Source organism: Rheinheimera hassiensis (assembly GCF_022436675.1).
Classification (GTDB): Bacteria; Pseudomonadota; Gammaproteobacteria; order Enterobacterales; family Alteromonadaceae; genus Alishewanella; species Alishewanella hassiensis.
Window position 1 is genome coordinate 181,802 of record NZ_JAKUJZ010000004.1, and the last position, 21,430, is coordinate 203,231.

Below are 21,430 nucleotides of genomic sequence, written 5' to 3' on the forward strand. Positions count from 1 at the left end.
AACTGGAATAACAGCCTCTCTTAAGCAAAACTGGCGCGGATATCGGCGATGGTAATAAACAGTTTATTTTCACTATCGGCAAAGGCGGTAAAGCCGTAGTGTTGATAAAATTGGCTGACACCGTCTTTAGCATCGACTATCACCAGTGGAAAACCCACGGTATCGCTGGCATGCAGCAATTTTCGCAGGGCATCTATCAGCAACCATTCGCCCAGCCGCAGGTTCTTATAACGCTGATCAACGGCCAACCGGGCGATGAGGCCGGCAGAGGTTCTTGGCTGATGCTTTTTCTGTAAAGGAGTTGGCAGTGCGGTTAAGTCAACCGGGGTCATGGTCAGAGTGTAAAAACCGGCTATATGCTGAGGGTTGTTATTATCTTCCAGTACAAAGGTACGGCTGTTGTCTTTACGTGCTTGCTGGCCAGCCATTACTTTCAGGTAGTTGTTTAATGGCACAATGCCGCAATCAAAGCGGTTGCGGTCATGTTTAACTTTATCCAGCAGCACCGTTTGCCTCAATGTGCTTTGGTTTCATAACGTGTTGCAGCAGCTTTTAAGTTAGCATTAGCCGTTGCGGGGCTATCCAGCGCCTGCATCAGCAACATGGCATCACGCTCTGACAGCTGAAGAGATTGTTCGCGTTCAATAATCTGCTGGGCTTTTTCTACCGCAGCACTTAATACAAAGGCGTTAATACTGGGCATACCAGCAATAGCGGCTGCCTGCGACAGCATTTCTTGAGTATCAAGATCAACCCGTGCGGTAATTCTGGGGGCTGTGGTGCTCATTAGTTTACTCCCATGTGCCAAAGTGGCGCTTTGGAGTATTGTGGGAGTTAAAGCTAAAAAGGTCAAGCAATGTGCCAATTTGGCACATTGCGATAAGTTCCTAGTGGAAGTAGCTGCTAGCGCAGCCGTTTACTTTCTTGTGGGCCAAGATAACTGGGTTTAAGGCCGCCGGTGTCTATCAGCAGTTTTTGCAGCACCAGTGCCGGGTCTACCAAATAAATACGCAGTGTATGGGCTCCGGGTTTAGTTACCTGCAGCGTGCTGTTGATAATACGCACACCATCCAGTACCGACTTCTCCCACACCTGCTGGCTGTTATCGGCCAGTGTATCAACCAGTTGCGGCGGGTTATTATTCAGTGCCACGGCAAAACGCAGCCCACGATCCGGCACTAAGTCCAGCGTCGGCGCTACTATGCTGTGCAGGGTAAAACTGCCTGTGCTGTGAAAAAACAGCGGATACTCCAGATAAGGCGCCTGTGTTACCGCGCTTGTTTGATAATCCGGCACTGTCATCGCCGACATTGAAGAGTGCGTGCGGCCATGGCCCGGAATTTCCTGCCACCAGGCTTGCTTGTTATTGGCAAACACTTTGCCACTGGCAGCTTCAATAGCAATATAACCATCGGCTTCAACAAAACCCTGTGTGGCTGTTGTGGCGGGTTTTACTGCGGCCAGCTGTATTTTTGCCCCGCCCCAGCCAGTACCCTGAATATGCACTTCGGCGTTATTCAGCCCGGCTTTTACTTTGCTCCAGTCAACGGATACGGCAATTTGTTGCTCAACGCCGATTTGGCCGCTGCTGTGGCTCAGTTTCACCCAGTCTGCTGAAGCTTTGGCGCTAAACTCAAACGGCACTGTGCCTTTATTAAACACTTCAATCACACGTTGTTGCTGGCCATGCGGGTAAAAGCTATCCAGTGCCAGTTGCTGGCCCTGATACTCGCTTATCGGCCACGACAGCGGCGAACCTTCGGCGGCTACGCCCATATCTGCCACCGCCATAGGTTCAGCTACCGCGACAACAGGCATCAGATTAGCCGGTGGGTTACGCCAGTAAGTAAAACCGATATGCGGTTGCGACATCATATGGTTCCAGCGGCCATTGCCCAAGCTATGGTATTGCGCTGTTAGTTCGGCATCGCGGTTAAACCAAAACCGTACTTGCTGCGCCCAGTAGTTGGTACTTACCCGGCCTTGCGCGCCATGCAGTTGGTTTATCGCCACAGCGCGGTTTAGCTCAAACACCGCCTGGCTGGCTTTTAGCGGGTGGGCAACCAACTGAATGTAAGCGTCCTGCATGGCGGGGGCTAATTGCTGTTGCACCTGATCTGATGTTAAAACCAGTTGCGCCAGTTCGTCGCTGATACGCCGCGCCTCACTGTAGTGAAAAATGCTGTAAGTTGCCGGCTCTACAGCTTCAGGCTTACGCCGGCCATTATGCCGGGTATAGCCCTGAATTAATTCAGCGATAGTTGCAGCATGCCTTGTGCCAAATTGTTGTGTTGCCCAGTCAGTGGCAAATTGCTGCAAATTGTTAGCGTTAAAGGCGTCCGGGTTCCAGGCCATGCGTAAGAAAAAGTCGATAGGAAATTCCATCGGTTTTAGATCGCCGACATTGACTATCCAGATGCGGTCAGCCTGATAATGCCAGGCCAGCTGCATTTGCTCCCATATTTTTGCCATCGGCACGGTATTAATCCAGCGATAGGAGCGGGGGTGGCCTACATAATCAAAATGATAATACACACCAGCGCCACCCGCACGGTTACGCTCACTGGCGGTAGGCAAACGGCGGATATTGCCAAAGTTATCATCGGCCCACAGCAGGGTAACATCGTCGGGTACCCGCATGCCGCGCTCGTAAAAGCCCTGTACTTCTTTATACAGCGCCCATACCTGCGGCACTGTTTCAACCGGACGGTCGGTAAAGGTTTCCCGCAAAATAGTGCGCTGATCGGCCACTATCTGTTGCAGTAACTCAATATTGTCACCTTCGCTCATCGGTTCATCTTCCTGGCCGCGCATACCCAGCGTAAAAATACTTTCCAGGTTTTTATGCCGCTGTGCGCCGTGCTGCCAGAACTTATAGATATTGTCGCGGTTGGTAGAGTATTCCCACGGCCCTTCGCCGTAGCGGTTCCACTCTTTGTCGGCGCGCATCATCGGCTCGTGGTGGCTGTTGCTCATCACTATGCCCATTTCATCGGCCAGAATAGCATTTTGCGGATCATCATCGGCAAAGGCGTTATTCCACATCGCCGGCCATAAAAAGTTGGCTTTAAGCCTTTGTAACAGCTCAAATACATGGATATAAAACTGGCTGTTATAGCCGCCGAATTTCTCTGTTACCCAGTTTGTTAATGCCGGGTGTTCGTCGTTCAGAAAAATGCCGCGATATTTGACCTTTGGTGCGTCATTAATGGTGGTGCCTGCTTTAATATACAGCTGTTCGCGCTTGATTACCGGTACATCGGCCCACCAGTGCCATGGTGAAACACCAAGGGTTTCGGCCAGATCAAACACGCCGTAAATAGCGCCGCGTTTGTCACTGCCGGCGATTACCAGAGCTTGCGCTATACCTGGCATCGGTTGCTCTACCACTTGAATAAGATAGGCTTCCCACTTGCCGGCAATAGTGCTGGTATCCAGCTTACCTGCTGCTGCCAGCTGGTCCAGCAGCGGGTTATTACCCAGTGTGCCAATAATCAGCACTTGCCCGGTTGGCTCAGCACCCACGTTGTGGCTGATGTTCAGCTGTTTACCACTAACATTAGCAATATCTTGTTGCAGGCTGTTAACAGCCCGCAATAAGCCTTTATGGTCCTGCTCTGCTACCACAATAGTGGCCTGGCTGTTTTTGCCTACCAGCGCAAAGTCAGCTTTACCGGGTGTTTGTGCCAGATAATTACCCGGTAATGCATAAGTTTGCAGGCTAAACAACACACAGCACAGCAGTAAACAATGCAGTAATAAACAGTGCAGTAATACATAGGGTTTCATCAGTTGCCCCCGGTTTCCTGCCGGCTATGTAAACCCAGCATGGTACCAACAAAGCCACCGGCCACCTGTGTGCTTAGCATTGTGGCGTCCTGCGTGCCCGCCAGCGGTTGCCAGTCATCGTTGCCCGGTGCGTAGTAAAAGCTGATGCTGCCGGCACGGCCGCTTATTTTCAGGCGGATTTGGTCAGTGGCCTTGGTTAGCGGCTGGCTGGCTATTTGCTGTGGTGCGCCGCCGTTGGCCTGTTCCAGAAAAATGATCACCTGTTCACCCTGGGTTTTAACACCCAGATAGTAGTGATATTGCTCGTTTTGAAACGCGACTATTCCGGCAGAGAATGGGCCAGCAGAAGCCTGGCCGCCGGGCAGTGCTAAGCTGGTGCTGGCATCAAAATGGGTGTGTTGCTGGCGCCGGCCGATAAACGCCGGTTGTTCTGACGAATCCAGCCCGATGGCACCAGCTTGCAGCGTAAGTTGCTGCTTGTTCAGGCTAAGCCAGCTCTGGTCATATTTACGTAAGGTATTCCAGTTTAAATCCAGTGTGTTAGCGCTAAAGTCGTCACGCCATGTAAAATTGCCGGTCAGAGGCTGTTGGGTAGTTGTCGTAGCCAGGCTGGCCGGGGCGGTAGGGCGGTAAGGTATAGCTTCACCAGCCGGTAAAATATGCGGCCAGCCATCCTGCCAGCTAACCGGCAATAAAAAGGTTTCACGGCCGGTATTAAAATAGCGCTGTTGATAGGCGCGGCTGGCCAGGAATACTGCCCACCAGCTGCCATCGGGCAGTTGCACAAAGTCGGCATGGCCGGCGGTAGTAATAGGATCTGGCCGCTCAGGTGCCAGATCGCGCTGGGTCAGAATAGGGTTGCCGCTATAAGGTACAAAGGGTTCTGCCAGGCTGCGGCTGCGAAAAATGACCGCCGAATGCTGATCTGCCGTGCCGCCTTCAGCGCACAATAGATAATACCAGCCATCATGTTTGTACAGGTGCGGTGCTTCAATCCAGATGGGCTTAGTGCTTAAGTCAACACCGCCATTAACCAACAGCCGTTGTGAATCCGCTACAATTTTTTGGTTTTGTGGGTCGTACTGCCACAGCCAGATGGCTTTATGGCCTTCGTACAGTGATTCGACAGGGTCGCTATTATGGGCAATATACACCTTGCCATCGTCATCAAAGAAAATATCCGGGTCAATACCTTCCACTTCAGGTAACCAGATTGGATCAGACCAGGGGCCAGCCGGATCGGTGGCAGTAAGAATAAAGTTGCCGCCTCTGTCTACTACGGTGGTGATAATATAGTAAGTGCCGTCATGATAGCGCAGCGTAGGGGCGAAAATACCGCGCGACACCTGTAAACCGGCCATTTCCATCTGCGACTGGCGTGTTAGTGCATAACCAATCAGCTGCCAGTTTACCAGATCGCGGCTGTGCAAAATGGGCAGCCCCGGCGTGTAGGTAAAAGACGACACCGTCATATAATAGTCATCGCCATTGCGGGTAATACTGGGATCAGGAAAAAAACCCGCCAGCACCGGGTTCTGATAGGTGCCCTGCGGCAATGGTTCAGCAAACAGCGGGTCAAGCCCCTGATATTCAAACCAGTTAAATTGTGCGGCTGCTGGTGTAGATACAGTTACAGTGGTGTTGTTTGCCGCTGTATCAACAGCGGGTTGGCAGGCGCTTAAGCAAAATATCAGCCCCAGCACCGATTGTTGTAACACCGCCCGATAGTTGTTTGTCATTTGTAACACTCCCGCTGTCAATGCCGGGCCAGCTTGTGCGCTGGACCATTACATAAAAGGTAGTGTCATTAAAAGAAAAAAGGCCATATTCATCAATGGCCTTAGTGTTATGAAAATACGTCTGTGCTGTGCGTTTTTTACGCATAGCCGCTAATGGCAGCGGCGGTGCAGGTTAATCATTTACTGCCATGCCATTAAAGGTATCAGTGCGCTCAGTGCGATACTCTTTTGGTGTCTGGCTGAAATGGCGCTGAAAAACGGCATACATATATTGTAATGACGGGTAGCCGCACATTTTGGCAATTTCAGTGGGGTTTACCTGGGTTTCTTTCAGCATTTTGCAGGCTTTGGTCAGTTTTTGATTATGCAATTCTGTGTGGATAGAGTGGCCACGCTCTGAGCGGAAGCGTTGTTCTAAGTTTGAGCGCGAAATACCTACAAAGTCAGTCACCTGCTCAACCTTGGCGCCACGGGTGGCGTGGCGGCGAATGTAATGCATAGCCTGAATAACATAAGGATCGCGCAGTGCTTTAAAGTCGGTGGACTGGCGTGAAGCCACACCTACCGGTGGCACCAGAATACGCTTATTTCCCACGTCAATATTGTTCAGCTGCATATGCAGCAGCTTGGCGGCTTTGTAACCCATTTCGAAACAGCCCTGGGTTACCGAGCTTAAACTGATGCGGCTGAGGTAACGGGCAATATCATCATCGTCGATACCGATAATGGCAATATTGTCCGGTACTATAATGCCAACATGCTCGCAGGCCTGCAGTAAATGGCGGGCGCGCGAGTCGGTTACGGCAATAATGCCAATGGGTTTGGGCAGGCCCTGGATCCAGTCGGTCAGGCGGTTCATGGCATATTGCCAGGTTTCTGGCCGTGTACAGTGGCCCTGATACACCTGGCAGTCGTAGCCATCCTGTGCCGTTAGCGTGCGCACCGCATTTTCGCGCTCTTTGGCCCAGCGATGCTGTTCATCGACAGGTACACTGTAAAACGCAAACCGGTCCAGCCCTTTGCGTTTTAAATGCTCATAGGCGCTTTGTACTAAAGCGTAGTTATCAGTAGCCACATAGGGTACTGCCGGATAATCGGCGGCATTGCTGTATGAGCCACCCACGCCGACCAGCGGTTTAACTGAGCCTGCCAGGGCGCGCTGAATATTCATATCATCAAAATCGGCAATAATGCCGTCGCCGCTCCATTCGTGAATATGCTCCAGCCGGCAGAGAAAATCCTCTTCCAGATACAGATCCCAATCCACTTTAGATGACTGTAAATAGTGCCCTATACCCTCAATAACCTGTCGATCGTAAACTTTGTTCGCATTAAACAACAACGTAATGCTGTGTTTGGCCTTAAACATATCCCCGCCCCGTCTGGTTTATCTGATTATTATTTTTGTTTTTTTATTTTTAACTAAAATAGTGCAAGCGTGTTCAATATTAGACCAACCAGCGCGGCTGGCAAACGAGAAAACATAATTCAGCCATTAATTATGAATTTTCGTAATTGCTGCTGGTAGCAGGCTCATCAAAGATGCATCTATCAGTGCTAACATTCGGATAATTATTGCAAATGTATATAGGCATAGACTTAGGCACATCCGGGATAAAGGTTATTTTACTTAGCAGCACCGGCAGCGTTATTGATAGCAGTAGTAGCGAGCTTTCAGTAAGCCGGCCTTATCCGTTATGGTCAGAGCAAGATCCACAACACTGGTGGGCAGGCCTGCAGCAATGCATGGCACAACTAAGCCAGCGCCAGTCGTTAGCCGGGGTAAAAGCCATCGGGCTGGCGGGGCAAATGCATGGTGCCACCATGCTGGATAGCAGCAACCAAGTGATCCGCCCGGCGATACTGTGGAACGATGGCCGCGCTTTTGCCCAGTGCCAGCAGCTGGAGCAACAGGTGCCGCAATTGCAACAGCTTACCGGTAATCTGGCCATGCCCGGTTTTACTGCACCAAAATTGTTATGGCTGCATCAAAATGAGCCAGAGCACTTCGCCCGTGTCGCAAAAGTGTTATTGCCAAAAGATTACCTGCGCTTTTGCTTAAGCGGTGATTTTGCCTCTGATATGTCAGATTCGGCCGGTACTTTATGGCTGGATATGGCCAAGCGCGACTGGAGCGACGCCCTGCTGCAAGCCTGTGGTTTGCAGCAGGGCCAAATGCCGCAATTGTATGAAGGCAACCAGATCACTGGTACTTTACGGCCTGAACTGGCGCAGCGCTGGGGCATGGCCGAGGTGCCACTGGTTGCCGGTGGTGGTGATAACGCCGCCGGTGCTGTTGGTGCCGGTATTGTCAGTGCCGGCCAGGCAATGTTATCGCTTGGCACCTCCGGTGTGTATTTCGCGGTCAGCGATGGTTTTATGGCGAATCCGCAGTCGGCGGTACACAGTTTTTGCCATGCATTGCCCAATAGCTGGCATTTAATGTCGGTAACCTTAAGTGCGGCCAGTTGTTTGCAGTGGTATGCCGAGCAGGTGGCGCATGCCCCTGTGGCAGAGTTGTTAGCTGAGCTGGAGCAGGGCAGCAGTGATATTACTGAACTACCACTGTTTTTACCTTATCTGTCTGGTGAGCGTACCCCGCATAATAACCCCAATGCTAAAGGCGTCTGGTTTGGTTTAAGCCACAGTACAGACCGCAAAGCGCTCACCTACTCGGTATTAGAGGGCGTGAGCTTTGCATTGGCGCAGGGCGCCGATGCCGTGCATGCCAGCGGCCTGCAGCCGACAGATATTAACCTTATTGGCGGTGGCGCCCGCAGTGTCTATTGGCGCCAGCTACTGGCTGACATATTAAACCTGCCACTTAGCTTTCGCCAAAGCGGTGAAGTGGGGCCTGCCCTGGGCGCAGCCAGGTTGGCACGGCTGGCAATGGAGCCGGACACCGCAGTGGCTGATATTTGCCCGCAACCTGAACTGGTAAGCCGGCATCTGCCCGACAGCCAGCGCCATGCAGCGCTATTGCCGCGCTACAACAAATTCAAAGCACTATACCAGAGCCTGGCCGGACATTTTTAAGCTACAGCCTCTGGGCCAAAGCAATATTGCCTAAGTCATTGCTGTTGTAGCCAGGCGGCAAGTGGATGAGCCCCATGAGCATAGTAAACTATGTGATTGGGGCGAAGACACGCAGCCAACAACGCTACGGCTGCAATGACGACGGCAATTATGTTGAAAAGCACAAGATGGCTTTGAAAAAACATAATTGTGATAAGCCGCATCATTGCCCAACATTAGCCAGGCAATAAATATGCAAAACCAAGGAGAGCAGCGTGGCTCAGTATTTCGATCAAGTAGATAAAATCGCCTATGAAGGTGCAGATAGCACCAATCCCCTCGCATTTAAACATTACAACGCCAGTGAAAAAATCCTCGGTAAAACCATGGCAGAACACCTGCGTATGGCGGCCTGTTACTGGCATAACTTCTGCTGGAACGGCCAGGATGTGTTTGGCCAGCCCACATTCAACCGTCCCTGGCTGGCAGCCGGTGATGCTATGCAACAAGCAAAACACAAAGCCGACGTCGCCTTTGAGTTTTTCCAAAAGTTAGGCATTCCGTATTATTGTTTTCACGACATTGACGTAGCGCCCGAAGGCAACAGTATTAAAGAGTACGTTAATAATTTTGCCGCCATGGTAGATGTGCTGGAGCAAAAGCAAGCCGAAACCGGCGTTAAGCTATTGTGGGGTACCGCAAATTTATTCAGCAACCCGCGCTATGCCGCCGGTGCTGCGTCTAACCCCGATCCTGAAGTATTCAGTTACGGCGCGACGCAGGTATTTCACGCCATGAACGCCACCAAACGTTTGGGCGGTGATAACTATGTACTGTGGGGCGGCCGTGAAGGCTACGAAACCCTGCTTAACACAGATCTGCGCCAGGAGCGCGCCCAGCTGGGCCGTTTTATGCAAATGGTGGTAGAGCATAAGCATAAAATTGGTTTTAAAGGCACCTTACTGATCGAGCCTAAACCGCAAGAGCCAACTAAACACCAGTACGATTATGATTCCGCAACAGTGTACGGCTTTTTAAAGCAGTATGGCCTGGAAAAAGAGTTCAGAGTCAATATCGAAGCCAACCATGCCACCCTGGCCGGCCATTCTTTCCACCATGAAGTGGCTACCGCTATTTCGCTGGGCATTTTTGGCAGTATCGATGCCAACCGCGGTGATGCGCAAAACGGCTGGGATACCGATCAGTTTCCGATCAACGTGGAAGAACTCAGCCTGGTGATGTACGAAATTTTAAAATCGGGCGGTTTGTCTACTGGTGGCTTTAATTTTGACGCCAAGCTGCGCCGCCAAAGCCTGGATCGTTACGATCTGTTTTATGGCCATATCGGCGGCATGGACCATCTGGCCATGGCATTAAAACGCGCCGCAACCTTGCTGGAAAAAGACTTCCTCAGCGCCGCTGTAGCCAAACGTTACGCCGGCTGGAGTAATACGCTGGGTAAAGCTATTCAGGGCGGTGAGCACAGCTTGCAATCATTGGCCGACATGGTCGCGCGTGAACAGTTAGACCCGCAAGCCGTAAGCGGCCAACAGGAAAGGTTAGAGAATCAGGTTAATTTGGTGCTGTACCGCTAGATTTGTGCTACCCCGTTGTTATTGCCCGGCTTGCCGGGCTTTTTTTTGCTTATACATTACTACCGAAATATGTTCTCGCCGGGTTAGATGTCGAGGTGCCGGTATTTCCCACCAATTGACGCGGCTGCAGGCATCCGCTCTCTGATGAAGCTTTCACGTCTCAGCGACATTTTAGTCACAATGGCTTTGCTAACTTTGCAGCGTTCCATCAAAAAATACAGCGGACTGTTGGAGGAAAGCATATGAGCAAGCAATTAAGACAGGTGTCGTGGTTAACTGCTGGAGGGATAGCAATATGAGCCGGCATTTGAGACAAGTATCATGGTTGACGCTGTGGGCGCTGCTGTTTGGCTTGCCACTTTTTAGCCACGCAGCAGAGGCGCCCGGTGCGCTGACCTTTATTGTTAACGATCAAATTACTGCGCGGCCAGTCTCAGGCGTGCAGATCACGATTACGGCACGGGAAACCAATATCACGCAAACTTTAGCAACCGACGCACAAGGTCGTGTCAATGCTTCGCAGCTCGACCCCGGTCTTTACTCGGTGAACCTGGCTAAAAGCGGGTTCACTTCAGTGTATGAGCCAAGCGTACGCGTGGTTACGCGCAAAAATATCAGGATAGCATTTGAACTTAAACAGCAACCCATTGAGGTAGTGGAGGTTAGAGCGCAGCAAGCTGATACATTTGCATCAGGTTCCAGCACCTATCTTGACAGAGAAGCGCTTCGAAGCGCTGTCGGTGGTGGTGCCGATCCGCTGCTGTCTCTGGACGGACTGCCTGGCCTGGCATCGGCCAGTGAATTCGCCAGTTTTAGCGTACGCGGCCGTGGCCCGAGAGATAATTTGATATTCGTTGATGACTTTCCGTTTGATAAATCGGTGCACTTTGATGCGACCCTGGGTGAAGAGGAAGATGTCGGTGGTGGTGGGCGTTTCTCGATTTTCGCCCCGAACGTTATCAGCGCAGCAGAGTTCTCACCGGGCGGGTGGGGGGCGGCTTATGGTGGCCGTGCTGCCTCGCTACTCAAACTGGACGTTGCCGATGGCAATCCAAGCCCTTCCGCAAGTTTGCGCCTCGACCTTGCCGGTTATGAAGTGGGTTACGACGGCCCAGCTGGTATCACCGATGACGCCACTATGCTGGTTTCTGCCCGGCGCCTGGATTTCGGCGCTTTGTTTGAAACTATTGAAGAGCTGGACATTGGCGAGCCGGTGTTAAGAGATATCATCGTAAAGTCGGTTATACCTATCAACCAGAACCACACCTTTGAAATTTTACTGATGGATACACACGAGGACTATAGCCGCGATGTGACGCACGTTTTCGAATCGCCCAATTTCGAAGATGCTGCGCTGCAATATTCTGAACAGGATAGTGATTTGTACGGTATGACATTGCGCTCATTAATTGGTGAAACAGCGGTCTGGACCAACAAGCTTTACTACCGCAACAGCGACAAGTTAAGCTCTGAGGGCGAAGCCTTTCCTGATTTGGCACCAGAGGGCTCGCCCGCGTCTGATTTTCCGCTGCGGGAGAACATTATTACCATCGGTGAAGCTGAAACGGAGATCGGCTGGCGCAGCGATTTTGAGGCAGTGAATCAATGGGGTCTGTTCAGTGCCGGTGTTCGGGTAACGCAAATTGAACTGGACTACAACACTGTGTTAGACGGCGATTGGATCCGCTTTGTTTACGACGACGATGATTTCAGACCAGACCCACAGCGGCGTTTTATTGTGCTGACTCCGCAGAACGTTAATTCGTCAATACGTCAGAAAGAAACCAGCTATGCTGGCTACGCAGAACAGGTTTTTCAATTCGGTGATTGGGATTTTGGCACTGGCTTACGGCTTGAACGCGATGGTTTTGCCGACGAAAGCGTCGCGGCGCCCAGGTTCAGCGTCAACTGGCAGCCGGGTAAAAAAGTGAGATATTTTGCCAGCGCTGGGCTGTTTCATCAGTCACCACGGTATTTAGAACTTGCCGCTAACGAGTCGAACAAGCTTAAAACCGAAAAAATAACCCATACCAGCGTCGGTTTAAAATATTTCCCCCACAGCAATTGGTCGGTGTTAACCGAGGCGTATTATCAAAGCCTCGACGATCTGGTGGTAGACCTTGATCGGGTAAGCGGTACCTTTGCTAATATTGGTGATGGCAGCTCGTATGGCGTCGATATTGTGGTTAACGGTACACTCTTCGAAGGCCTTTACGCCAGCGCAACCTATTCTTACAACGATGCCGTGGTCGACCGCAAAGACGGCCGTGGTGATGTAGCCGCTGAATTCAATCGCAAGCATGTCGCAACGCTGGGCCTGACCTGGGAAATCAGCAACCGCTGGAAGGTCGCGGCGCGTTACAAATATCTTTCCGGCCGGCCAGAAGACAACTTTATTATTCACTCAGACGTATTGGGGCCAGGACAACCGCTACGCTACTCAAAACAGATCACTGAGCGTAATGTCGGTCGCAAAGACAGTTCCGGCTTGTTGAATGTTCGGGTTGACTATCGGCGCGCATTTGGCCCGATAGATGTAACGGCTTTTCTTGATGTCATCAACGTAACGGCTGCGTCGTCGAGCGATGACACCGAGTTTGACTACCGCCGCGGCGTTCTGGTGCAAGACGATAGCGAAGCAGAGCCGCTGATTGGCCTACGACTGGACTACGCTTGGTAAGGGGCTTGGCAACAGGCCTGGTAAAAACTGGTAAGAGGGAGCAGCATATGGTTCACGCGCTTGGTGCGGCGCCGGTTAGGGTGCTGATTGTCGAAGACAACCACGACATCTGCGAGAACATCGCTGCCTATCTTGAGAAGCATAGCTATGTGATGGATTTTGCCTATGACGGTATCAGCGCGATGTACCTGGCGTTGACGAATCCGTTCGACGTTATTGTACTGGACCTGAAACTGCCGGGCATGGATGGCCTGAGTTTCTGCCAAAAGCTGCGCATTGATGCCAAATTAGAAACGCCGGTGCTTATGCTAACGGCGAGAGACACGCTTGACGATAAACTGAAGGGGTTTGCGGCGGGAGCCGACGACTATCTTGTCAAGCCATTCGCATTACAGGAGCTGCATGCAAGGTTGCAGGCACTGTACAAACGTAGTCACGGCAAAACCGACAACCTGTTAACTGTAGCTGATTTGACGATGAACCGGTCCACGTTGCAGGTGCATCGCGCAGGAAGGCGCGTCGATCTCAACCCGGCTTGCATGAAACTATTGCAACGCTTGATGGAGCAGGCGCCGTCTGTTGTGGCGCGCGATGATCTTGAAACCTTGTTGTGGGCTGACGAGCGCCCCGATGGTGATGCGCTTCGCTCGCATATGTACAAATTGCGCCAGGCTATCGACAGGCCGTTTGATAGCCCGCTGATTCATACGGTGCATCGCATCGGCTACCGCATTGCAGAGGATGCAAAGGACGCAGAGGGTGCAGAGTGATGTACCGCCACAGTTTACGCAAGCGTGTCGCCATTGCATTTGCGATCTGCGTTGCCGTACTCAGCATCGCCTGGGGGTTTGCCTTCTTCGGTGCGATCAGGCTCAGCGAAGATCGTGTGCTGACGCAACAGCTGCAGGTTGCTGCCAAAAGCTATCCTGTTATGCCGGAGAACCTGCGCAGCTACGATACGGTTGCCAGCTTGCCGGAATCACTGCGGCAGTGGGCGCAGACCAATCCCGCTGAGGGATTGTACGAATTCGAAGCCGAAGAGTTACATGTCGCGGTGCTATCTACTGAAAAACAAAAGCCAGCTACCGGCAATGAAAGGCAACATGCTTTTGTAGTATTCGATGTTGCCGGGATTGAGGCTGCATCGTCAGAGGATTGGTGGTTGCTGCTGGTTATCACCGGTGTTGTCGGTACGCTCGGTGTGCTGGGTTTCGGGCTGGGTGTGCTGGTGATGCGCAGAGCTGTCGCCCCTGTGGCGCAACTGGCCAAAGCGGTGGCCGACATCGACATAGAACACCTGTCGACAGATGATTATAAACGCATAGCATCCAGCCGGTTTGGTGATGATGAGGTCGGTGTACTTGCCGGCACCATTGAAAAGACGCTTGAGCGTATCAGCGCCTTTGTTGCCAGAGAGCGCTACTTTACCAGTTCAGCCAGCCATGAGCTGCGCACGCCAATCACGGTAATCACAGGCGCGCTTGAGCTGTTGGAACAAAGCGAGCTTTCAGCGACCGATGTAAAGGCGCTGGATCGGGTGCGGCGTGCCACGCTTGATATGAAAACCACCATTGAAATGTTCTTGTGCCTCGCCCGCGAAACCGACGACGGCTTGTATGGCGAGCAGTTTTTAGTTATGCCGCTGGTAAGCAACGCGATAGAACTGCAGCGCCACCTGCTAAGCCGCAAGTTGGTCGAGGTTGAAATCGCCCAACTCGCCAACCCCAGCGTCTGCGGCCATCCACAGGCTTTTGCTATTGCGGTCAATAATCTGGTACGAAATGCGTTCGAGCACACGCTCGCAGGGCAGGGGCCGGTCACAATTCGTATTGAAGAACACGAACTGTTAGTCACCAATCAGCTGAGCAGTAACACTGATGAGCGGCACTCACCAACCGAGGCGTCGTCTCACGGCTATGGTTTGGGGCTGGGCATAGTGCAAAGGCTGTGTGAGCGCAATGGCTGGTCGTTTTCGTTGTGCGCTGATGAAAAGCGCGTAGTCGCCCGTCTTTCGTGGTGAAGATGCTTTTCGAACGATAGGTTCAGTGTCATTGATAATTCTGCTATTAACATGCCGCTATTAGAAATCAATGACACTGATCATAAATCATAACCTTTACCTTACACATACCGCTTCTGACTGCTCGGTAAATGGTAATGGAAACTGACATTGAGCCTTTTTGCCTCCCAGTGAAGGCTTTTCAAATGCTAAGCTGTTATTTTGCCAGGTAAAGTTTTCAACTTCTTGTCCTAAAAGAGGTAGGATGTAGTCTTCCTTGCCGGCTTTTAATCTAACGCTACAAATATGTTTTATTGTTGCAGGAGAAGCGTCAACATATAAATAGGAGTCAGTGTAATGCTCTATGGTAAAACATGGATTTATGGTTGAATTATTAAGAATAAGACGGAATTGACCTCGTATTCCTTTGATGCTTCGAAATTCTACATGCTCAACCGATGGTGGTCTCACCACTTCAAATTCTTTCAAAATCTTTTGAACTTCAGCTTTAGATTCTTCTAAGTCTTCAGGTCCGTTTTTTAAGTCACAGCTAAGGTTCATTAATGTCAGTCCAATAACACAAACTTGAGGAGTCCAATAAGCTTCAACAAAGAAGTTTAATTGGTGATCCGCAAAATACATTCCATAAGGGTAGACCTCAGGATCGTCAGCCAAATTAATGTTTTTGGTCATCTGACAAAAGCGCACATCTTTGTTAGTTGTTAGATTTTTAATCTGGATACAAGCATCGCCATTTCTGATATAGGCGGCATATTTCGCTTGCTGATCATCCCTGGCTGCGTCTGTTGTATAAAACTTATATTGACTAATGTCTTCCGCTTGAGCGACCCCCCCGATGAATAAAAAAAGTAATACACATATCTTTTTCATTTTATATAAACCTTATATTCCTAAAACGCAGCGGCAATGACTGAACTTGTTAACAGGTTAAAAGAGTAAAGACATCGACCGTCACATTTTGGTACAACTGATGCTAATGGAATTTGTTTTTTTAGGGAACAATTAATTTACAGGCAAGACTTTGCGGTTGGGGACAAGGTTGCGCTAGCTAATATCTTCCGCAAGCGCTGTGGGTAGATTCTGCGCTCGTAAAATACGAACGATCAATACATCTTCACTGTCTTGGCGGTAATAAATTGCATGGACGCCGAACACGCTGCGGCGATACCCCGGTCTGATGCTATCGACAGCCTGATATAAATGGGGCGTATCAGCAATTTCCTGAAAACGTAGTTGCATACCCGCAGTATAGGCTTCAGCTTGCTTAACCCCGAAAGTCTGCGCTCCATAGATATAGATGTCGAAAAAATCCTGATCTGCGCTATGACTAAGCCGGTATTGTGCCATCAGCTTTAAGCCTTGCTCTTGCGGCCTGCAAAATATCATCAGCAGAACGGGGGCTTATGCCGCTTTGTTCACCTTCAATCAACGCTGCGCGTACTGCTTCAAGTTGAGCAGCTCGGGCTTGATCACGGCGGATTAAATCACGGAAATATTCACTATCGTTGGTGAAATCGCCTGTCGCAATGCGCGTTTTTACCCAGTCGCCTTGCTGCTCAGTTAAGGTAATCGTTTTTCGGACAACAGCCATAATTCATATTCCTCACCAATAATCATACTACTGGTGCAGTATAGCGTATGCTGTAACCAGCTGCTTAAGCCTTTTCACCTGATAATTGATCGATAGGTCATCGTCGCTTTGCCAGATGTACGGTACATTGAAAGGGGAGATTCCCGATATATGTTAGGGAAAATGACGACCTCACTGCTGCTTTGGTTTTTTATGTTTTGGGTAGACGTAAAATCTGAACACTATTGCCTGTAATAATGCAGCCAGACCGAAAAATAGTGAGTAGCTTTTTAGTAAGCAAAATATGACAAATATAAGCGGCAAAACCATATAGTAAAGGTATGAGCCATTTGTATACTTGCTAGCTAACCAATGTACAGGAAACCCGATAACCAACCAGCCGATGACAGATAGGAGTAGATAAAAACTAATATATAAAAATAAAAAAACGATTAAATCAAAAAAATCATTAACTGCAGCATGGAAGTAGTCTGTAAACAATGCTGAAAAGGCTATACCTAAACCAACATACATTGCGCTTTTTAGTACGGCACTATCCCATTCACCAAGGTTCAACTAAAACTCCTAAAACGCAGCGGCAATGACTGAACTTGTTAACAGGTTAAAAGGGTAAAGACATCGACCTTCACATTTTGGTACAACTGATGCTAATGGAATTTGTTTTTTTAGGGAACAATTAATTTACAGGCAAGACGCACAGAGAGTGGTCCTGCTTGCCGTACTTTTTGCTTGCGGGAAGTCAGGGCTCCATATAGCTTAATAAGCAAGCACCATAACTGCCTGGAAAAGCCGTAATCATGGTGTGATGGCTAATAAATACTGATACTTCTGTATTATTTTCTGCGGGTTGATTGAGTTTTGACGCTAAATACGAGAGCAAGAAATACACAGGTCGGCCCGTTGCAGTTGATGAAAAAACTACAGCGTTATGCAATTTATTGCAGTCGGGCGCAGCATGAAGCTGAAGACTTACTGCAGGATGCGCTGCTTGAAGCTGTCAGGCAAGGACGAATAAATCTGAGTTTAGCGGCTAACTTGCGCTGGCTGCGGGGGGTTATTCGCCACTTGGCACTGGAGCGGGCCCGCAGTGCTGTACGTAGCCGCCAGCGCGATACCGGCTATTATCAGTTGATGCCACAGCAAGCGGCACAACCGATCCCGCCAGATACCCTTTGGTTACAGCTTCTTCCCGCAGGGCAGCGGTTGGTAGCGCGTTTAATTATGGCCGGGCATAACCGGCAGGAGATCTGTTACCTTCTTGGATTATCTGATGTGGCGTTAAGGCAACGGCTTAGCGCGATACGAAAGCAACTGCAGTACCGGCAGCATAATCCGCACGAGTTTTGTATGCTGAAGTTACCTTTGGCGTATGGGCAGATCCGCCAGCGACTGTTGCCTCTGCTGGTGCAGAAAGGGAAACTGGGCAGCCATGACCCGGATGGGCATTTATTTATTATTTCACACCTCACAAAAAGCAATCTGGCGGCAACTTAGTGTCTGGCAGTTCGCCTTTATACATAGGAAAAAAACAAATGAAAACATTGCGCATAGGTGCCATCGTTTATTATGTGTCTGACATTGAGCGTACAGAAGCTTTTTACCGCGACACTATGGGGTTTGAGGTTCAGCGGATGGACGCCGACGACAAGGGCGAGCCTTGGTTGCATGCTTCTATTCCCGGAAACGTTGATTTAGTCTTTTTTAAAGGTGAAGTGAAAATCGGATCTTCACCGATTATTGTGTTTGAGCTGGCTGAAGACATTGAGCAGGTGGTCAGTAATCTGGCCGAAGCCGGGGTAACTATCGTCACGCCTGTTAGCCATGCACCGGGTGGGCTGTCAGCCGATTTCCTTGATCCAGACTGTTATATTTTATCGGTTTATCAGGAAAGCGCTGAATAAATGCTGGTGGCAGCCGTGCCTAACACGGCTGCCACTTAAGTTGTTGTGCACATTGTATTGTAATTATTCAGGTCAGATAAAATTAAACCTGATATTTTCCGGCCATTTAATTTTTATCTGCCCCGATTTGTTTTGATGTCTAAACAATTAATGTGCAACTCACGCTTGTAATGTCGAAACGCCCCACGCCATCGTTTTAATTCAGTGTTAAACGTAATCATTGCTTAATGAGCTGCTGCTACGCCGTCTCGTCTGGAATCAGAGCCCGCAACATAGCCTTTGTCTAATTTCATCACAGCCTGACCACCACCGAATACTAAGCCTGTGTTATTGCCATGAAAAAAACCTTGTGCTGTTGCCATAATGGGATTTTGTGGTGCATGCCCCATCAAATACAGCTTATCGACGGTGCTTTGCGGGATTGCTTGTTCAAAACTGACGTTATTGTCTTCCCAGTGCCGAAACCGCGGCGCATCAATGGCTTGTTGTACATTCATATCAAACAGCACCATGTTAAGCAGCACTTGGACATGTGCTTGCGGCTGTTGCGGACCGCCGACAATGCCGTAACTTAACCAGGGTTGTTGCTTACCTAGGGCATCTGCCTTGGTGACAAAACCCGGAATGATGGTATGAAATGGGCGTCTGCCAGGTGCCACTGTATTTGCTCTGTTTGGTTGTGTTGATAGTCCTACCCCGCGGTTTTGCAGTGCAAACCCGGTGCCTGGCACTACAATGCCTGAGCCGAAAGGTCCCGCTAAGCTGTTAATAAAAGACACCATGTTGCCATCTTTATCCGCTACGCTTAAATAGGTGGTATCGCTGGTTGTTAGCGAAGGTTCAGGATCCGCGTGCGCCATCGCTTTGCTGGCATTGATGAGTGTGCGCCGCTTGCTTATCACCTGATCTGACAATAATTGCTCTGGTTTTATCTGCATAAAAGCAGGATCGCCGACAAAGTGCTCCAGGTCAGCATAGGCTAATTTTTTCGCTTCAATTAAATGATGCAGATAATCAGCCGAATTGTGCTGCATGGCGGCTAAATCATAAGGCTCTAATATCTTTAGCATTTCTAAAGCCGCAATACCTTGGCCATTGGGTGGTAATTCCCACAAGCGATACTCTTTGAACGAAACCGACATCGGCTCTGCCCACGTCGCACTATAGTTCGCAAAATCGCTTTGCGTTAAAAACCCACCCAAATCCTGCACTCTTGCTGCAATTTTTTCTCCCAGTTCACCGCCGTACAGCACCTGTGGGCCGTGCTTTGCTATAAGCTTTAGCGTGTTGGCATAATCCGGGTTATAAAACCATTCACCTGCCTTTGGTGTTCGGGTCTGGTCAATTAAAAAGGTAGCACGGGAACCCGGGTCCCAATTGATATTGCTTTCAAATAGCCCCCATTCAATCGCTGTGGCTTCCGATACCGGAAAACCTTGTTCCGCCAATTCAATAGCCGGGGCCAGTGCTTGCGCCAAAGTAAGTGTGCCATGCGCCTCTAACAGTTTCGCCCAGCCTGATAGTGCGCCTGGCAGTGTAATAGATTGCGGGCCACCATCCGGCACCCGCCGGCGATCTTTCATTTTATCGAACGTCATCAAAGCGCCTGCATGACCGCTACCATTGATGCCAACCAGCCGCTGCTCTTGCTCCAGCCACACCATAGCAAACATATCACCGCCAATGCCGGTCATATAGGGTTCGACCACACTAAGTACCGCCGCTGCAGTGATTGCTGCATCAATCGCATTGCCGCCATTTTTTAGCACCGTTAAACCAGCCTGACTGGCTAAGGGTTGACTTGTTGCTACTACGCCATTGGGCGCATACACGGCCTTTTCCCGGAACTGCTCGACTGGCGAGCCAAGCCCCGCCCGAAATGAAAGACCAGCCACTATGGCAGATATCGCCACCAGCATGATTATCGCCAGCGTCCACAGTAAAAACCGTTTGATCCCGTGCATATTATTTTATCTGCCTCTACGTTTAACCACAGTCAAATTTCTAATGTTTATTGCTTGTCGGCGCAATAAGCCGAAGACGATTTCGTGAAATTAATATTATTTTTAGTCACGATATCCAACCCAATGAATGTTCCGGGCTATAGTAGCCCGGCCAGCCAGTGCATTATTGAACGATATTGCGATTGCATGCACAAAGTCAGATAAAGTATTGAAAAAGCTTGGGCCTGGCTTGAAGTGGGTAAATTCAGGAGTATCGCAAGGATGGGTAAAAACCACAGTTTGGTGAAGAGTTGGGTAAAAAGAGCTGTTGGCGAGACGGAACGAATCGAAGCGTGTTTTAGCGGGCTGGCTTATGCGCCACATAGCCATGACACTTACACCTTAGCTTTAACAACTCTTGGTGTGCAAAGCTTTAATTATCGTGGTGAACTACGCCACTCCCTTCCCGGTGAGGTGGTGATATTGCACCCTGACGAGACCCACGATGGCCAGGCTGGAACCGACAGCCCATTTGCTTATCGGGCGATAACCATTAACCCTGTCGACGTGCAAAATGTTTTGCAAGGCGCGAGTTTGCCTTTTTTGCAAGGTGGCGTGACGAGAGATCCCCACTTTATCCGAATCGCCACGCGGCTGTTAGCAGAATTTAATCGCCCGTTGGAGACATTGGAGCAGGAGGACCTCATTTATGCTTTTGCCAGCTGTTTACAGCGGGCCACATCTAACAGTATTAAACATACTCAGGCAAACTACTTTGCTATGAAACAAGTACGTGAATACATTGACGATGTAATAACCGTCGCTTCCTCTATGCCAATCGACATCACTCTGGATGAACTGGCTGCTATTTCACAATATAGTAAGTGGCAAGTAGCTCGCGATTTTAGATCCCTCTATGGCACAACGCCTTACCGTTACGTAATACTAAAGCGATTACAAAAAGCAAAAGCCTTAATTGAGCATGGCTTGCCACTGGTGCAAGTCGCCTTTAACAGTGGCTTTGCTGATCAAAGCCATCTGACACGACATTTTAAAAAGTGCTTTGGTACAACGCCGAAAGTGTGGGCAAAACTAAATCAATGAAATTCGACATCGCTAAAGCAGCAGCCACAAGTGCTGCTGTAACAACAGTTGCC

The 21,430-nt window shown here is 49.9% G+C and carries 18 protein-coding genes; 8 read left to right on the top strand and 10 right to left on the bottom strand.

What is annotated here, in order from left to right; translation table 11 throughout:
• Positions 1–20: 20 nt before the first annotated feature.
• The 5 genes from MJX74_RS09590 to MJX74_RS09610 form a co-directional block, all read right to left on the bottom strand.
• Complete coding sequence (locus tag MJX74_RS09590; protein ID WP_476748534.1) at positions 21–506, bottom strand: GNAT family N-acetyltransferase; 486 nt, start codon at positions 504–506, stop codon at positions 21–23.
• 8 nt (positions 507–514) lie between these two features.
• A complete protein-coding gene (locus tag MJX74_RS09595) occupies positions 515–787 on the bottom strand; it encodes a type II toxin-antitoxin system TacA family antitoxin (protein ID WP_240222648.1) in 273 nt (90 codons plus the stop codon).
• Positions 788–903: 116 nt separating this feature from the next.
• Entirely contained in the window at positions 904–3,789 is a 2,886-nt protein-coding gene (locus MJX74_RS09600) for a glycosyl hydrolase 115 family protein (RefSeq protein WP_240222649.1), read from the bottom strand.
• Positions 3,789–5,528, bottom strand: coding sequence for a glycoside hydrolase family 43 protein (locus tag MJX74_RS09605; protein WP_240222650.1), 1,740 nt, complete (start codon positions 5,526–5,528; stop codon positions 3,789–3,791). The genes MJX74_RS09600 and MJX74_RS09605 overlap by 1 nt, the downstream gene beginning before the upstream one ends.
• A 172-nt stretch (positions 5,529–5,700) precedes the next feature.
• Positions 5,701–6,897 (bottom strand): XylR family transcriptional regulator, encoded by a 1,197-nt coding sequence (locus MJX74_RS09610; RefSeq protein ID WP_240222651.1) that lies wholly within the window; start codon positions 6,895–6,897, stop codon positions 5,701–5,703.
• Between the two features lie 212 nt (positions 6,898–7,109).
• Between MJX74_RS09610 and xylB the strand changes: the two genes are divergently transcribed.
• The 5 genes from xylB to MJX74_RS09635 all read left to right on the top strand — a co-directional run bounded on the left by xylB (position 7,110) and on the right by MJX74_RS09635 (position 14,838).
• Entirely contained in the window at positions 7,110–8,564 is a 1,455-nt protein-coding gene (xylB, locus tag MJX74_RS09615) for a xylulokinase (RefSeq protein WP_240222926.1), read from the top strand.
• Between the two features lie 254 nt (positions 8,565–8,818).
• Positions 8,819–10,138, top strand: a complete 1,320-nt coding sequence (gene xylA, locus MJX74_RS09620; protein WP_068230991.1) for a xylose isomerase — start codon at positions 8,819–8,821, stop codon at positions 10,136–10,138.
• Positions 10,139–10,433: 295 nt separating this feature from the next.
• Positions 10,434–12,818, top strand: a complete 2,385-nt coding sequence (locus MJX74_RS09625; protein ID WP_240222652.1) for a TonB-dependent receptor — start codon at positions 10,434–10,436, stop codon at positions 12,816–12,818.
• A gap of 47 nt (positions 12,819–12,865) precedes the next feature.
• Positions 12,866–13,588 (top strand): response regulator transcription factor, encoded by a 723-nt coding sequence (locus MJX74_RS09630; RefSeq protein WP_240222653.1) that lies wholly within the window; start codon positions 12,866–12,868, stop codon positions 13,586–13,588.
• On the top strand, positions 13,588–14,838 hold the full coding sequence (locus MJX74_RS09635) for a sensor histidine kinase (protein ID WP_240222654.1): 1,251 nt from the start codon (positions 13,588–13,590) through the stop codon (positions 14,836–14,838). The genes MJX74_RS09630 and MJX74_RS09635 overlap by 1 nt, the downstream gene beginning before the upstream one ends.
• A 96-nt stretch (positions 14,839–14,934) precedes the next feature.
• Here the strand turns inward: MJX74_RS09635 and MJX74_RS09640 are convergent, their stop codons facing one another.
• The 4 genes from MJX74_RS09640 to MJX74_RS09655 all read right to left on the bottom strand — a co-directional run bounded on the left by MJX74_RS09640 (position 14,935) and on the right by MJX74_RS09655 (position 16,984).
• Positions 14,935–15,708 carry a hypothetical protein gene (locus tag MJX74_RS09640; RefSeq protein WP_240222655.1) on the bottom strand — a complete coding sequence of 258 codons (774 nt, stop codon included), beginning with the start codon at positions 15,706–15,708 and terminating at the stop codon, positions 14,935–14,937.
• Between the two features lie 174 nt (positions 15,709–15,882).
• A complete protein-coding gene (locus MJX74_RS09645) occupies positions 15,883–16,185 on the bottom strand; it encodes a type II toxin-antitoxin system RelE/ParE family toxin (protein ID WP_240222656.1) in 303 nt (100 codons plus the stop codon).
• The gene (locus MJX74_RS09650) at positions 16,166–16,429 is read right to left on the bottom strand and encodes a type II toxin-antitoxin system ParD family antitoxin (protein ID WP_240222657.1); all 264 of its coding nucleotides are present in this window, start codon (positions 16,427–16,429) and stop codon (positions 16,166–16,168) included. The genes MJX74_RS09645 and MJX74_RS09650 overlap by 20 nt, the downstream gene beginning before the upstream one ends.
• Before the next feature lie 171 nt (positions 16,430–16,600).
• The gene (locus MJX74_RS09655) at positions 16,601–16,984 is read right to left on the bottom strand and encodes a hypothetical protein (protein ID WP_240222658.1); all 384 of its coding nucleotides are present in this window, start codon (positions 16,982–16,984) and stop codon (positions 16,601–16,603) included.
• Positions 16,985–17,338: 354 nt separating this feature from the next.
• Between MJX74_RS09655 and MJX74_RS09660 the strand changes: the two genes are divergently transcribed.
• Together MJX74_RS09660 and MJX74_RS09665 are read left to right on the top strand one after the other, a co-directional pair.
• Positions 17,339–17,923 carry an RNA polymerase sigma factor gene (locus MJX74_RS09660; protein ID WP_240222659.1) on the top strand — a complete coding sequence of 195 codons (585 nt, stop codon included), beginning with the start codon at positions 17,339–17,341 and terminating at the stop codon, positions 17,921–17,923.
• A gap of 38 nt (positions 17,924–17,961) precedes the next feature.
• Positions 17,962–18,330, top strand: coding sequence for a VOC family protein (locus MJX74_RS09665; RefSeq protein ID WP_240222660.1), 369 nt, complete (start codon positions 17,962–17,964; stop codon positions 18,328–18,330).
• Positions 18,331–18,554: 224 nt separating this feature from the next.
• Here MJX74_RS09665 and ggt read toward each other — a convergent pair whose 3' ends face one another.
• On the bottom strand, positions 18,555–20,294 hold the full coding sequence (gene ggt, locus MJX74_RS09670) for a gamma-glutamyltransferase (protein ID WP_240222661.1): 1,740 nt from the start codon (positions 20,292–20,294) through the stop codon (positions 18,555–18,557).
• A 261-nt stretch (positions 20,295–20,555) separates the two neighbouring features.
• Between ggt and MJX74_RS09675 the strand changes: the two genes are divergently transcribed.
• Positions 20,556–21,377 carry a helix-turn-helix domain-containing protein gene (locus tag MJX74_RS09675; protein ID WP_240222662.1) on the top strand — a complete coding sequence of 274 codons (822 nt, stop codon included), beginning with the start codon at positions 20,556–20,558 and terminating at the stop codon, positions 21,375–21,377.
• Positions 21,378–21,430: the final 53 nt, after the last annotated feature.